The organism is Clostridium fermenticellae (assembly GCF_003600355.1).
GTDB classification, from domain to species: domain Bacteria; phylum Bacillota; class Clostridia; order Clostridiales; family Clostridiaceae; genus Clostridium_AV; species Clostridium_AV fermenticellae.
In genome coordinates this window covers 284,916-299,944 of record NZ_CP032416.1, presented here as the reverse complement: position 1 = coordinate 299,944, position 15,029 = coordinate 284,916, and the positions used below count along the sequence as shown (strand labels likewise).

Sequence of the window (15,029 nt, the reverse complement as noted above, 5' to 3'; positions counted from 1 at the left end):
TCACCTCTAGATATAATCTTCTATAACACCTTTTACAGCGTCTTTTGGTCTGAAGCCAACAAGAGTTTTTGCTGGTTTCCCATCTTTAAATATAATAACTGTAGGTATACTTGCTACATTATATTCCATTGATGAAACTGGATTCTCATCTACATTTAATTTATAAAATTTCGATTTTCCATCTAATTCATCTGAAATTTCCTCCATAACAGGTCCGAGCATTTTACAAGGTCCGCACCAAGGTGCCCAAAAATCTACTATTACAGGAACCTTTTTTTCTTCAATAACTTCTGAAAAATTAGTATCTTTTATTTCATTTACCATAACTTTCTACCTCCTTATACCCTTATGGGGTATTTTTATAATTTTATTTTATATTAACCATTGTATTTAGTCAATAGTTTTTAATAATTATTATTAATAAAAACCAGATTGAATTTTGTATATATATTTTTTGCTTTTATAATAATATATATGTACTTTAAATTTAGGATGTCAAAAATTTTTTAAAGTATTTATTGACATACATTAAAATTTATAGTAAGCTTTCTAATAAAATATTAAAAATTATGTAGATTTTTTATAAATAATTATTCAATTAAGTAAAAAATTTTGGGTGGTACCGTGAACAGACATTCGTCCAAAGGCGGATCGTCTGTTTTTTTATACAATAGATTAATAAATTTAAATTTTAATAATTAGAGGGGGCTAACTTTTGAAAACTGAAGTAATTGAAAAATTAAAACAAATATGCGGAAATGATTTTGCAACAAATGATTTATCTCAAATACAGGGGTATTTATACGATGAAACTGAAAATCTGATTCGTCCTGAAGCTTCGAAGGAGTGTATTGTTGTAAAGCCATCATCATCAGAAGAAATATCAGAAATTCTAAAATATGCAAACGAAAAACTAATACCCGTAGTTTCACGAGGTGGTGGTACTGGAGTTGTTAGTGGTGTTATTCCTACAAGACCAAGTATAATAATATCTCTTGAAAGACTTAACAAATTAGTTGAACTTGATGAAAAAAATTTGATGATCACAGTAGAATCTGGAGTAACTCTTGCATCCCTACTGGAAATTTTGAGCAATAGCAGTGATTTATTTTTTCCGGTTCATCCCGGGGATGAAGGCGCACAAATAGGAGGAATGGTCGCAACAAACGCCGGTGGTACCGGTGCTGTAAAACATGGAATAATGAGAAATCATGTAAAGGCACTCGAGATTGTTTTGCCTACTGGCGAACTGGTGACCCTTGGTGGAAAACTGTTAAAAAACAATATGGGATACGACCTTCTACATTTGATAATTGGCAGTGAAGGCACTTTAGGAATCATAACAAAGGTGACTTTAAGACTTTATGCAAAAAGCAACTACAGCGGAACTCTGGTCGTATCATTTGATTCAACCAGAGATGCTGCAAACTCCGTTCCAGCTATACTCCAATCCGGTATCACTCCACGTGCCATCGAATATGTTGAGAGAAGTATAGCAATTAAAGCTGCAAAACATATAGGAACTACATGGCCTTCTGAAAATGGTTCTGTTGACCTCATTTTTATAATTGATGGTTCTAGTGAGGATGAGTTATATGATACGAGCGAAAAAATAGTTGAAATATGTGAGGCTAATAATGCTGTAGATAGTATAATAGCAGAAAGCAGCAAGGAACAGAAACGTATTTTGGATATTAGAAGTAATGTATACACTCCTTACAAGGAACATGTAGCTGATGGTCTCGATATGGCTGTTCCTCCTTCATCCATACCTGATTTCATAGATGATATAACTAGAATCGCCAAAAAATACAATACAGAAATACCTTCAGCTGGCCACATAGGTGATGGAAACATCCATAATTTTATTTTAACCGATGAGAATGGAAATCTGCCTTCTTATTATGAGGAATTCAAGAAGGAATTATATAAAACTGCTTTAAAATACGGCGGCACTATAACTGCCGAACACGGAACTGGAAAAACAAAAAAGAATTATATGTCACTTCAATATACAGACAGAGAAATTAAAATCATGGAAGGAATAAAAAAAGTCTTTGATCCAAATAACATATTAAATTGCGGTAATATCGTGTAGGGTTTACAAATGAAAGCTTAACTTATGCACAGGCCGGGATTTCTAAAATACGTCACGTAAAAAATTTCTAGTAAGTGTAAGCTTAGACTTGACCCTATAAGATTTGTAATTTTAAAGTTAGTTTATGCCTGAGAGAGATGCTGACAAAATATAGATACATTAAATACTTTTATTGTAATTCTTAGCCCGGTATTTTAGAAAATATATAAAGATTGATATGTCTGAGTGTACGAGTTTATCAATCTTTATTAGATTTTCAAAATACCGGGCTTTAGAATTACTAAAAGCATTTATAGTACTGGATTTTGTCAGCATCTCTCTCAGGCATAAACTAACTTTTAACTACAACTCCTATACTAATTAGGAATGCTGCTACTGATTTATTACGGAGTTAACTATAGAGTTATTATATATGGATGACGGATAATTTTTTGTGAGTTTTTGGGCATACATTTTTGCCTTGGCTATCTCGGTATCCTTATATATGATAACTAAATCATATAATACTGCATCTTCATAGTCACCATTTGAAAAATTCTCGTCATACTCATTAAAATACTTTACAGCACTAGCTTTATCATCTGTCGAGTTATAACTTAATCCAAGCAAATATATTATATGCGGATATAAATAATTATTAGAACCAAACTGATATGCCTTGTATAACCCACTCTTGGCTTTTTCATAATCCTGACTGTTTATAAGACTATATCCACTATTATAAAAATACTCTACCGCCTCATCACCTGACAGTATTTGAGCTGCATTCTGAACAAGTTCCTTATCTGTACCGGATAGATTTTTATCCTTCCATTTTTCAAAATAGTTATACATTGATTCAAAATCCTTATTATTTATGTATTCCTGCATAGTACCTGCAGAAAATTTCTCTATATTTTCTTTAGAGGGCTTCTTTTTTTCTTTAGATATTTGTGTCTTTTTTACATTTACACTGTTTACCTTCTTATCATTACTCGCTTTTATTTTTTCCCTTGTGATAATACTTTTTACTCCAAAAGAAACTCCTCCGATGAATATGACTATGATTACAACAGCCAAAATTGTTTTTCCTATTTTTCTGAAATTATACCCTTTTCCTGTAAAATCATATTCTGCAAGCATTTTAATATTCTTTTTAGCCATTGAATTTCTTTTATCCACACTAAGCACTTTATCTATGCACTCCTGTGCTTTTATGTACTCGCCTTTTTTTATATAGCATAAAGCTTTATAATTATTTACATTTATGCAATTATAATCACTTTCGGAACACATTTTAAGAAGTTCAAGTGCTTCATTTATTTTCAGGTTTTTCACTGCGTTTACGGCATTTATGTATTTTTCAAGATTGACTTTATCTTTTTTGCTATCTTCAAGATATTTTTGAGCTACGCTGTCTTTATTTACACGAGCATTAATTTTCCATGTTTTTTGTGCACGTTCAAGATCCCCGTTTAAATAATATAACAATCCCTTAAGATTTAAAGCAGCAACATTACTTGCATCAAGGCTTATACTTTCTTCACACAAATTGATAGCTTTATAGATACAACCTTGATTATATATTTTTAAAGCTCTGGCATATAATCTTCTAGATTTATCCATAAGATATTTCTCCTTAATTCGATTAATTCTACTACTATTATATAACAAATTACCCTTTCCTAACAATCAAAGATTAATTCTAGCCCTGAATTATAAGCTGCTTTGCCTTAAGTATTGATGACGCACTCATAGAAAATTCATCGAGCCCATATTTAACAAGTGTAGGTACTGCTTTTTCATCTGCTGCCATTTCTCCGCACATTCCGCACCATTTTCCTTCCCTGTGTGCTGCATCTATTGTCATTTTAATAAGTTTTAGTACTGCTGGATGCATCGGATTATACAGATATGCTACTCTTTCATTCATTCTATCTGCCGCAAATACATATTGTATTAAATCATTAGTTCCTATACTGAAAAAATCAACATACTTTGCAAGTTCATCGGCGCATATAGCAGCCGATGGCACTTCAACCATTATTCCAACCTCTAAATTTTCATTGTATGCTTCACCCTCTTTTTGGAGCTCCATCATACACTCTTTTAAAATTTCCCTGGCCTTTAAGAATTCATCTAAAGATGATATCATAGGAAACATTATCTTCAAATTCCCGAAAGCGGAAGCTCTGAGCATTGCTCTTAATTGAATTTTAAATAGTTCCTTTTCATCAAGGCACAGCCTTATAGCCCTGTATCCTAAAAATGGATTTATTTCTTCAGGCAGATTAAGATATGGAAGTTTCTTATCACCTCCTATATCAAGGGTTCTTATAACAACTGGTCCTCCATTCATTTTTTGAGTTACATATTTATATGCCTCAAATTGTTCATTTTCGCTAGGTGCATCATCCCTATTCATATACAAAAATTCTGTTCTGAAAAGGCCTACTCCGTCCCCACCGTTTTTTATAACCTGTTTTATATCCTCTGGTCTTCCAATATTTCCTGAGACTTCTACTCTCTTTCCCTCTTTAGTTATTGTCTCAACTTTTACAAACCTCTTAAGCTTTTCATTCTCCTCTAAATATTTCTGTCTATTTGCCTGATACTCTTTTATTGTATTTTTATCCGGGTTTACTATTACAATCCCTTCTACACCATCAACAATTACAATATCACCATTTTTAACGCATTTTGTTATATCATTAATTCCAACTACTGCCGGTATTTCAAGCGTTCTTGCCATAATTGCACTATGCGAGGTTCTTCCACCTATATCAGTTAAAAAAGCTATTACCTTGCTCTTATCTAAATTAGCAGTATCCGATGGGGTTAAATCATGTGCAACTATTACTGTGTTCTCTTCCATATCTCCATATGACATGGAAATCTCCCCTAAAAGATTGGCAAGTATTCTTTTACCAACATCCTTTATATCCGCTCCTCTTTCTTTCATATATTCATCTTCCATAGATTCAAATATATCTTCATACATCTTCATTACATCATAGAGAGCCTTTTCAGCATTTACTTTTTTTGTTTCAATTCCATATTTTACAGTTCCCGCAAACTCAGGATCATTTAAAAGCATTATATGACTTTCAAAAACTGCAGCCTTATCTACACCTAATTCTCGTTTAGTCTTCTCTTTTATTTTAATAAGCTGTTCTTTAGAATTTTTAAGTGCTTTATTTAATCTATCTTTTTCAAGTTCTATATCATCTATTTTTTTTCTTCAATTTCCAAATCAATATCTTCTTTTATTAAAACCTTACCTATAGAATATCCCTTCGATGCCGCTATGCCTTTCTTCATAACCAATCCTCCCTACCATATTACTATAGATACATGTATAAGAAAATTTTATCCTAATCTACTTTATCAAATCCTGAAACTCTTTTGAATTTTCTATTGGAGCAAAATCCTTTTCTTGTGCAGCAATTGATTTTATATCAGAGGACATACTAATAGCAATCTTTAAATACTTAACTGCATTTTTAACATCTCCTCGTCTTCCATATATACTAGCCTTACCGTAATAACTCCATACATATTTTTCAACTTCAAGTGCTTTATCATACCAGAGAAGAGCATCTTCATAGTACCCATAAAGTTCATACGCCAGCGCTTTATTAAATCTAGCATATCCAAAATCAGGTTTTATTTTAAGTGATTCGTCTATATTATTCATACCTTCAGTGTAATTGTTACTATAACACTGTGCTATTCCCTTTATATTATATGCTTTATAGAAACCGGGTCTTTCTTTTATTATTTCATCTGCTGTTTTTATACACCCGGTATAATTTTTATCACTAAAATACTTATAACTTTGATTATACTTTTCTTCATATATTTTGTCTTTATTATCAGTTTTCGCAGCGTTTTTAGAAGTTATTCTCCCTTTCTCACTTGAAGTTTTATCATCTAATTTATTAAGCATCTTGCTTTGCCCATTTAAATTATGATTATAAACTGCCTGTTTAACTACTATGCCAATTACTATAAGAGATAATACACAAAATAATATTACTTTTTTCTTGAGTGATAGCCTGCCAAATAATCCATGTCCAGAGTCTATTTTCATATATTTTACACTCTCCTTTTAGACCTCATGTGTTATTATTATCCACATACAAACACTAAATCTATTCACATGATTCAAAAAATGTGGATAAGTTTTTCTTATAGTTTTGATTCAAGATAATTTTTTCTTCCTATTTCATATAGGTTATTCCCAAAACTATCTATTACAACCACTGCTGGAAAATCTTTTACCTTAAGTTTTCTTATAGCTTCTGATCCCAGATCTTCATATGCAACAACTTCACTTTCTTCTACTGATTTTGCTATAAGTGCTCCAGCACCACCTATTGCGCCGAAATAAACAGCTTTGTTTTTCTTCATTGATTCTATTACTTCCTCAGACCTTACTCCCTTTCCAACCATACCTGTAAGTCCTATATCAATTAGTCTCGGAGCATATGGATCCATCCTATAGCTTGTAGTAGGGCCTACTGATCCTATTGGCATTCCTGGTTTTGCGGGTGCTGGTCCTGCATAATATATTATTTGATTCTTTACATCAATAGGTAATTCATGTCCATTATCTAAGAGCTCAACAAGTCTTTTATGTGCCGCATCTCTTGCAGTATATATTATACCGGATATTAAAACACTTTCTCCGGCTTTCAAAGACATCGCTTTATCTTTTGTAAATGGAGTTGTTATATGTTTTTCCATTCTATTACCTCCTAAAAATTTATAATACTACTTCCCCATGACGGGTTACATGGCAGCTTATGTTAACTGCTACTGGCAGTCCCGCTATGTGTGTTGGATAAGTTTCAATATTAACAGCAAGGGCTGTAGTTTTTCCACCAAATCCCTGAGGCCCTATGCCAAGTTTGTTAATTTCATCTAAAAGTTCTTCTTCTAAGTCTGCATAAAACTTATCAGAATTACGCACATTAATTGGTCTTGTAAGTGATTTTTTAGCTAAATAAGCAGCCTTATCAAAATTTCCACCTATTCCAACTCCAAGTACCATTGGAGGACACGGATTAGGACCAGCTTCTTTTGCGACATTTAATATAAATTTTTTTACACCATCAAGTCCATCTGCTGGCTTCAGCATCTTTATCTGACTCATATTTTCAGAACCAAATCCCTTTGGGGCAACTGTTACCTTTAATTTATCTCCTGGTACTATATCATAGTATATAATTGCAGGTGTATTATCCTTTGTGTTTATTCTCCTTATTGGATCTTTAACCACTGATTTTCTTAAATATCCTTCCATATATCCTCTTCTAACACCCTCATTTACAGCATCCTCAATATTTCCGTTGACTATATGTACTTCCTGTCCAATTTCTACAAAAACACATGCCATGCCAGTATCCTGACACATAGGCATATTTTCATTTTTAGAAATATCAGCATTTTCCAGTATTTTATCAAGTATTTCCTTAGCTATATCTGAGTCTTCATCTGCTTGAGCTTTTTCAATTTTATCCCTAACATCTTTTGAAAGATAATAATTCGAGTCTATACATAGTTTTCTTACAGCTTCAATTATTTCATCTGTGCTTATATCTCTCATGACAATTTTCACTCCTTTTTTCCTTATTTAAAATGTATAAAAGGCAGTTTTTAAACTGCCTTTAAACTGCCTTTTATAACATAATTATACACTATTTTTTCGCTGATGTTTGTTTTTTGTTATATACAATATATACAAAAGCCTGAGTAAAGGCTATTGGTTTTCTACCATTTTGGATTTAAGCGTCTTTATAGAATTATCATCTAAACTATATAGAAACTTCATTATCTGTTTTCCTGGTGTCAGATTTTTAGATACATTGTCATATCTTCCAGGTGAAACTATTATTACATCAGAATTATTTATAATCTTTTTAAGTTCGTTTTTATCCCAGGTATTACTATACTGAATATTTATATCTCCAAGTCCCGCCTTTTCAAGAGCTCCTCTTACCTTAAACATAAATTCCTGGGACATGCAAACAAAACTAAAACGGGTACCTTCTGGATATCTTGCTATTTTTACTATGGTTTCCAAATCAACATTTATAGCAACTCCAATGACTTCTTTTTTAAATGGTTTAAGGACTCGTGCAACTTCATTTACATGATTAAATGTAGCAATAATAACCTGACTTTTCTTGATAAGTTCTTCTGTCTCTTTTTTTATATTTTTTATGTCCTGAAGTGTAAGAGGGATTACATTCATATCCGTGCTATCCATCAGTTCTTTACTGAAAGTTCTGGACTGTTCAATATTACATTCTATATATAACGCCGTTATCTTTCTCATTATATCCTTTTTTTCTCTTACTCTTTGGTTGACTATTTCCAAAAACTCATCAGCATCCATTCCTGCTTCAAGAGCTTCTTCAAATCCGAGATCAATAAACTTACCAATCTTTTCTCTTATACTTTGTACTTTCCATGGATTTGCATCTTCAGCTACAAAAGTACCTCTCCCTTGATAAGACTTTAATACACCTTCTTGTTCCAGTTCATTATAAGCTGTACTTACAGTATTTCTACTTACCTTTAATCTTTCAGAAAGATCACGTTCAGTAGGCATCTTATCTCCGACATTTAAGGTATCACTTCTTATTAAACCCATTATTTGCTTTTTTACCTGTAAATAGAGAGGAATTCCACTCTCCTTATTAACTCTAATCTGCATAGAACTAACCTCTCACCCCTTGCTTTTATTGGACTAATGGACTAATCCATTATACAGCTAAATATTATCATAATTTATACTCAATTTCAAGCTTGTCATTATAGAATAATCTACTGCTTACTAGAATTAAAATACTGGTCAATGGAATTGAATAAACTTTTAGCTATCTTTGTTTGATATTCATCTGTTTTTAATTTTTGTTCTTCAGATACATTCGATAGAAAACCACATTCAACGATAATTGATGGCATAGAATCGTTACATCTAAGTACTTTATATGAATCAAGTGCCGCCTTTTCTTTTCTATTATTATTTGGATCTAAATCCCTTTTTAGGTTTTGCTGAATTATAGCAGCTATTCCCTTACTTTCCGGATTCCTAGAGTACCACACCTGTGCCCCTGAATAGGCTGTTTCTGAAAACATATTAAGATGTATACTAATAAATAAGTTACAATTACTGTCCTTTTTAAGCTGACACCTTCTACTTAAATCTTGAACTTTTTTCTGCCTTATAGTTTTGTTATCATCATACAATCCAATATCTTTTTCCCTTGTCATTATTACCTTATATCCATTATTTTCAAGCATGTCTTTTAATTTTTTACTTATACTTAAATTAATATCTTTTTCGCATATCCCACTTTTAGACTGTGCTCCACCATCTATCCCACCATGTCCTGGATCTATAAGTATTGTTTTTTTACTTCCGTTTTCATGTGCTGAAACACAACTTTTAACATCCGTAAAAAGTATTGAAGTCAATAAAATTATAATAGTCATTAATGTAATCAATTTTCTTCTATTCTGTAATTTCATCTTGTATTTACCTCCCAAAATCAAAATAACTTCAAACATATTTTGTGCTTTAAACTAATTTTTAATAAAAAAATGAAAGGAATTTATCCTCTTTTTTACCAATACACTTATGTCATTTATTAAGCACCTTCATTAAATATTTTTTCATATAAAAAAAGTCCTGGATTTCTCCAAAACTTTTAATCCTATATTTTAATTTTATATTAAAGTAAAAGTATTGTAGCTGCCATTACAGGAACCATTACCATTGCAAATTTTAAAATTGGTTCCGGAGCCCGTTTTGTAAATTTCGCTCCTATGTATGTGCCTATCATAGTTCCCGCAACTACCTCGAAAAGAAGTTTTATATCAAGATACCCAAGATGATAGTATCCGGCTCCTCCTGCAAGCGCTATAGGTATTATTACAAGCATTGTTGTTCCTGCGGATTTTCTTATAGACATACCCATTATAAACAAGAACCCTATTTGTATGAAGGCAGCTGAGCCTATTCCAAATATGCCGGATATTGCACCGCATACAAAACCTATTAAAGCACAGTAAATCCAAAACTTAGCTCCTTCTGGAAGGTTGTCGTAGTGCATGCTTTCTCCCCGCCTTGAAATAATAACCATCCTAATCCATAATATGAGTGCTGACAAGTAAAGCATACCGGAAGTCATCCATCTCAAACTATTGGGTGATATAAAAGTTGAACAGTTAGAACTTATCCAGGCACCAACTGCTCCAAATATACCTGTCGCAATTCCCACTTTCACTAGTATATCATTTTCTCTGTAATGACTTACAGTTCCTGATATTGAAGAAAATATCATTGCAGCAAGAGCCGTACCAAGTGCTGTATGTATAGGAAATCCAAATATTATGGTAAGTACAGATATTATAAATCCTGAACCACCTGCCCCTACAAATCCAAGCAGCGTACCAACTAAAAGCATAGTAAATATAATTTGTATAGCCAAAATCAAGACACCTTTCTTACAAGTTGTAAACTTCAATAAAATACTTTATCACATGCAATATTTATTATATTATCAATTTAAAATTTTATATAGGGATTTTACAAGTTTAATCCTAATTTTCTTGCTCTTTCTAATGCATTGGTATTTTTAATGTCACCTTTATTACTTACACCAGGAATAATCAACTCTCCTATATCCTTCCAGCCTTCATAATCAGCAATAAATTCATAGGACTTAACAATTCCATCAAATCTTTCCTCATCTTTATTATCTATTTTCCATCCCCATAAGATTGAAAGAACTATAAAAATACCTCCTAAGCTGCATACACTCTTCCAAAATTGGATCTTGGAGGTTGTAATGTTGGTATTACTCCATAAATTATTAAACTTATAGCGCCTACTAAGCCAAACAATATACTTTTACCATCCCGCAGCCATAACCACACAAGGTACCCTCCACCTATTTCAAATATTCCAGCTAATATAAAATAAAATATTGATTTAATTATTGCCAATAGTAACTTCTCCCTTTATTTTAAAATAAGTACTTATTTCGCTGCTTTAATATTAGCATACTTTAATTAAACAAATCAAAAATAACAACTCACTTCTGAACCTTATTCTGATTTAGCTGCTTTTAGTACAAACCATTATAACTTTGAATCAAATCCTATATAAAACAAAACCCCACAAACTCAATGCCTGCGAGGTTTTTAAAAATCCAAATATTACCTTTTGAAGAATTTGAACCACTGAAAATTCAATGGTTTAAAGCAATTTTGTTTATTGTATGTTAATTATACATATATTTATATAAGCATTAAAAAAGTCCAATATATAAACCTACACATCAAATATAAAATAAAAGACTCCGGTTTAATCAATTGGAGTTTTTTATTTGTATTCTATGCGTAAATCTTTTCTCTTTGAATTTTCAAGGAAACTTGTATACACTCATCGCATTCATGATTTTTTTGAACTTTGCTAATCACACACTTATAACTAAAACCGCTATTAATCAAATAACTTAATTCTTTACTATAATATCTTGGGATATACCCTATTAATATACTATTATCCATTACTTTTACAGCATACTTATCATGTACATTAGCTGGCTCCAATTCAAGTCTCAAATCGTCATTTTCATGCACATTATTAAACTTAAAACATTCTTCACCACCACAAGAAGCCCAATGTCTTACACCTGCTATACAAAATGTTTTTTCTAATCCATCCTTTGGAATTTGAAGAATCGGTTCAATAAATTTTATATTATCTATTGGCAATGCCCCACCACTTCTTTTTAAAAGACTATATTCATCATATTCTGTCATACTATACTTCCTCAAAATATTGCCAATATCTTTTCTCTTTCTATCTGGCAATCTACTTGCAAACGGAGGAAATAATCTATTGCTAATATATCTCTTACTAACATCATCAAAAGATATCAATAACTCAAACCCATTCTCTCTAGCATCATCAATTTCATGACAATAACAAAATTCATACTTACCACTTTTATCTTCACTTAGTTCTCCAATAACATACTGTCTTCTACTCTCAGGATCTTTCCAAATTACATACAAATAATCTCTGTCATTCTTCACCGTCATTCTTTCTCCTCCTCCCTTCACAAATTATATACTTGTGTTAATTCTTTTAATTTATATTTCAAAAAATTCTTTATGAGTTTTATTCTATTATTACTAATATATCCGTCATATGTATTCATTAAATCATCTAATTTATTATATGTAAATAATCTATTTATATCTACTACAAAATCGATAGTATCTCTATAATACTCATTTCTTATATATTGTATAACTTGTAAATGAGTAGGTTTTTTCTTCTTATACTTATCTATTCTTATCATAGACTTCGACTTTGTATCTACTATAGATTTAAATTTTAATGTATCTTTAATACATCCCTGTAAATTTTCTTCATTCTCATAACAACAGAGAGAAGATCCATTATCATATAAAGGACTTATTTTAACACCAGTATCACTTTTAATTATTGCCCAATTATTCTGATGTCTATCAGAATTTCCTATCAAAAAATCAAATATCGGAATTTTTAAAAATTCCTTTTCTAGTTTAAACTCTTGTAATGATTTCATTATCATATCCAATGAATAATATTCATTAGACTTACAATCAAACAATTTATTAACATCATATTGATTGTATAATTTTATTATCAATGACACACCTTCAATTAAAGGCTCTCTATCTGAATTGATTCGATAACTCATTACTCCTTCTCTACCATTATAAGTTCCCAAATCAATTTTGGCACATGGAAAATTGATTATACTTGCTATATCTGCAGCAATCTTTTCCGAAAAATGTTCTGTCGTATATTCGCTTTTAGGAAACTTAAATAGACCTATTTGATTATCACCTTTCCTATTTATTAACCATTGTTTCTCACTTCGTCCACTTCCAGCATCAAGTCCTTCATATACGTCCCATTCGTCAAAATTCTTATACATAAAAATTATCCTCTTTTTAATTCTTAACTCTAATTATACCATACTATATTATATTTTTTTGCTTTTATTCTATCAATAACAAAATAAATAAAGTAGTCTCATCTTTTATAATACTTCTTCCTAAGGTCATTTTGTTCTAACTTTCTTTTCTCAACATCTACTTTTAGATATATTCCCTTTTTTACCGCTACGAGTTTACCTTGCCTATTCATATCAGATAACCTCTATTTACTTATTCCAAGATACTCAACAACCTTTAAAAAATAATCCATAGTGTTATCCTGAATCAATTTTATTAATTCTCTTCTATATCTTTTATGATATTAGCATATAGGAAATATTTGCGAACATAAGTTTGCCATATTTTTTATAATGTGATATAATCCACACTAAGTGATTTATGGAGAATAACTTTATGAAAACACTAAAAAGTATAAAACAAAAAGAAATTTATGAATTTATAAAAAGTCAAATTGGCACTAAAGGATATCCACCTACTATTAGAGAAATTTGTAAAACTGTAGGACTAACTTCAACAGCCACTGTATATGCTCATTTAAAAAGACTAGAAAAGAATGGATCTATAAAGAGAAACCCTATTAGTTCTAGATCTATAGAAATTATAAAAAATTCTTCAAATAGAAAAGAAATGATAGATATATCTGTTATTAATAACATTGACGATATTAATTCTATTTTATCCCCAGAAAATATAAAAGAAACTTTTCCCTTACCTTCCAATTTCATAGAAAGTCATAATGAACTTTTATTGAATATGAAACATAAACCTCATGACTGTAGACATACCTTTGCAACACTTATGAATAATGCTGATGCAAATCCAACATCAATCAAAAAGCTTATAGGTCATAACAGTTTTACTACAACAGAGAAAATTTACACACACAAGGATATTGAAGAGCTTAGAAAAGCCATAGAATTAATATAATAATTTGTTACTTGTATGTCACTTACTTGTTACTTATAAATAAAAAACAATGCATTTTCATAAATCTCCATATAAAACAAAACCCCACAAACTCAATGCCTGCGAGGTTTTTAAAAATCCAAATATTATCTTTTGGAAAATTGTGGAGCTCTTCTTGCTTTCTTAAGACCGTATTTCTTTCTTTCTTTCATTCTTGGGTCTCTTGTTAAGAATCCTGCTTTTTTAAGCTCTGGTTTTAAATTTTGATCAACCTTTAAAAGAGCTCTTGATATACCGTGTCTAATAGCTCCTGCCTGACCAGTGAATCCACCGCCATGAACATTTACTAAAACATCATATTTACTCTTAGTTTCAGTTAATACTAAAGGTTGATTTACTACAACCCTTAAAGTTTCCAATCCAAAATAATCTTGAATATCTCTTTTATTTATTGTTACTTTACCTTCACCAGGTACAAGTCTTACTCTAGCTACCGAATTTTTTCTTCTTCCTGTTCCAAAATATTGTACTTTAGCCATTATTTATCCTCCTTCCAGCTCACTCTTCTAATATCTTAATTCTAAAACTTCTGGTTTCTGAGCTTCATTAGCATGCTCAGCACCTTTATATACTTTTAGTTTCTTAAGCATCTGTCTTCCTAATACTCCATCTGGAAGCATTCTTCTAACTGCTTCTTTAAATACAAATTCAGGTTTCTTAGCTAAAGCCTCTCTATAAGGGGTCTCCTTTAATCCACCTGGATATAATGAGTGATGTCTTAACATCTTCTGATCTAATTTCTTTCCTGTTAAAACAACTTTTTCTGCGTTAATTATTATAACGAAATCTCCTGTATCAACGTGTGGTGTGAATATAGGTTTATTTTTTCCTCTTAATATTGAAGCAACCTGGCTTGCTACTCTTCCTAGTGGCTTTCCAGCAGCATCAATAACATACCATTTTCTTTCAATTTCTTGCGGTTTTGCTATGTATGATTTCATCATTTTACCTC

14 protein-coding genes and 2 pseudogenes are annotated in these 15,029 nt (G+C 31.2%); 2 read left to right on the top strand and 14 right to left on the bottom strand.

The annotated features are described in order from the left end of the window. Nucleotides 1–6: 6 nt before the first annotated feature. Nucleotides 7–324 (bottom strand): thioredoxin, encoded by a 318-nt coding sequence (trxA, locus tag D4Z93_RS01565; protein WP_119970008.1) that lies wholly within the window; start codon nucleotides 322–324, stop codon nucleotides 7–9. 391 nt (nucleotides 325–715) lie between these two features. Here trxA and D4Z93_RS01560 point away from each other — a divergent pair, with 391 nt between their 5' ends. Then, complete coding sequence (locus tag D4Z93_RS01560) at nucleotides 716–2,098, top strand: FAD-binding oxidoreductase (RefSeq protein WP_119970007.1); 1,383 nt, start codon at nucleotides 716–718, stop codon at nucleotides 2,096–2,098. Between the two features lie 372 nt (nucleotides 2,099–2,470). Here the strand turns inward: D4Z93_RS01560 and D4Z93_RS01555 are convergent, their stop codons facing one another. From D4Z93_RS01555 to D4Z93_RS01505, 11 genes and pseudogenes are all read right to left on the bottom strand, one after another. Continuing rightward, on the bottom strand, nucleotides 2,471–3,703 hold the full coding sequence (locus D4Z93_RS01555; protein ID WP_119970006.1) for a tetratricopeptide repeat protein: 1,233 nt from the start codon (nucleotides 3,701–3,703) through the stop codon (nucleotides 2,471–2,473). A 79-nt stretch (nucleotides 3,704–3,782) separates the two neighbouring features. Then, a pseudogene (ptsP, locus tag D4Z93_RS01550) lies at nucleotides 3,783–5,398 on the bottom strand (phosphoenolpyruvate--protein phosphotransferase). A gap of 58 nt (nucleotides 5,399–5,456) precedes the next feature. Continuing rightward, nucleotides 5,457–6,170 (bottom strand): tetratricopeptide repeat protein, encoded by a 714-nt coding sequence (locus D4Z93_RS01545; RefSeq protein WP_119970005.1) that lies wholly within the window; start codon nucleotides 6,168–6,170, stop codon nucleotides 5,457–5,459. 98 nt (nucleotides 6,171–6,268) lie between these two features. Further along, a complete protein-coding gene (locus tag D4Z93_RS01540) occupies nucleotides 6,269–6,826 on the bottom strand; it encodes a Fe-S-containing hydro-lyase (protein ID WP_119970004.1) in 558 nt (185 codons plus the stop codon). 19 nt (nucleotides 6,827–6,845) lie between these two features. After that, nucleotides 6,846–7,688, bottom strand: coding sequence for a fumarate hydratase (locus D4Z93_RS01535; RefSeq protein ID WP_119970003.1), 843 nt, complete (start codon nucleotides 7,686–7,688; stop codon nucleotides 6,846–6,848). 153 nt (nucleotides 7,689–7,841) lie between these two features. Then, nucleotides 7,842–8,801 carry a GntR family transcriptional regulator gene (locus D4Z93_RS01530; RefSeq protein WP_119970002.1) on the bottom strand — a complete coding sequence of 320 codons (960 nt, stop codon included), beginning with the start codon at nucleotides 8,799–8,801 and terminating at the stop codon, nucleotides 7,842–7,844. A 110-nt stretch (nucleotides 8,802–8,911) separates the two neighbouring features. Next, complete coding sequence (cwlD, locus tag D4Z93_RS01525) at nucleotides 8,912–9,619, bottom strand: N-acetylmuramoyl-L-alanine amidase CwlD (RefSeq protein ID WP_119970001.1); 708 nt, start codon at nucleotides 9,617–9,619, stop codon at nucleotides 8,912–8,914. 203 nt (nucleotides 9,620–9,822) lie between these two features. Beyond that, the gene (locus tag D4Z93_RS01520; RefSeq protein WP_119970000.1) at nucleotides 9,823–10,581 is read right to left on the bottom strand and encodes a sulfite exporter TauE/SafE family protein; all 759 of its coding nucleotides are present in this window, start codon (nucleotides 10,579–10,581) and stop codon (nucleotides 9,823–9,825) included. 98 nt (nucleotides 10,582–10,679) lie between these two features. Beyond that, a pseudogene (locus tag D4Z93_RS01515) lies at nucleotides 10,680–11,098 on the bottom strand (YnfA family protein). 390 nt (nucleotides 11,099–11,488) lie between these two features. Beyond that, entirely contained in the window at nucleotides 11,489–12,202 is a 714-nt protein-coding gene (locus D4Z93_RS01510) for an HIRAN domain-containing protein (RefSeq protein WP_119969999.1), read from the bottom strand. Nucleotides 12,203–12,219: 17 nt separating this feature from the next. Next, on the bottom strand, nucleotides 12,220–13,089 hold the full coding sequence (locus tag D4Z93_RS01505) for a HipA domain-containing protein (protein WP_119969998.1): 870 nt from the start codon (nucleotides 13,087–13,089) through the stop codon (nucleotides 12,220–12,222). A 415-nt stretch (nucleotides 13,090–13,504) separates the two neighbouring features. On the opposite strand from D4Z93_RS01505, the gene D4Z93_RS01495 reads away from it, so the two are divergent. After that, complete coding sequence (locus D4Z93_RS01495) at nucleotides 13,505–14,038, top strand: LexA family protein (protein ID WP_162920228.1); 534 nt, start codon at nucleotides 13,505–13,507, stop codon at nucleotides 14,036–14,038. 125 nt (nucleotides 14,039–14,163) lie between these two features. On the opposite strand, the gene rpsI is transcribed toward D4Z93_RS01495, so the two are convergent. Then, nucleotides 14,164–14,556, bottom strand: coding sequence for a 30S ribosomal protein S9 (gene rpsI / locus D4Z93_RS01490; RefSeq protein WP_119969996.1), 393 nt, complete (start codon nucleotides 14,554–14,556; stop codon nucleotides 14,164–14,166). A gap of 27 nt (nucleotides 14,557–14,583) precedes the next feature. Further along, nucleotides 14,584–15,018, bottom strand: coding sequence for a 50S ribosomal protein L13 (rplM, locus tag D4Z93_RS01485; RefSeq protein ID WP_119969995.1), 435 nt, complete (start codon nucleotides 15,016–15,018; stop codon nucleotides 14,584–14,586). Nucleotides 15,019–15,029: the final 11 nt, after the last annotated feature.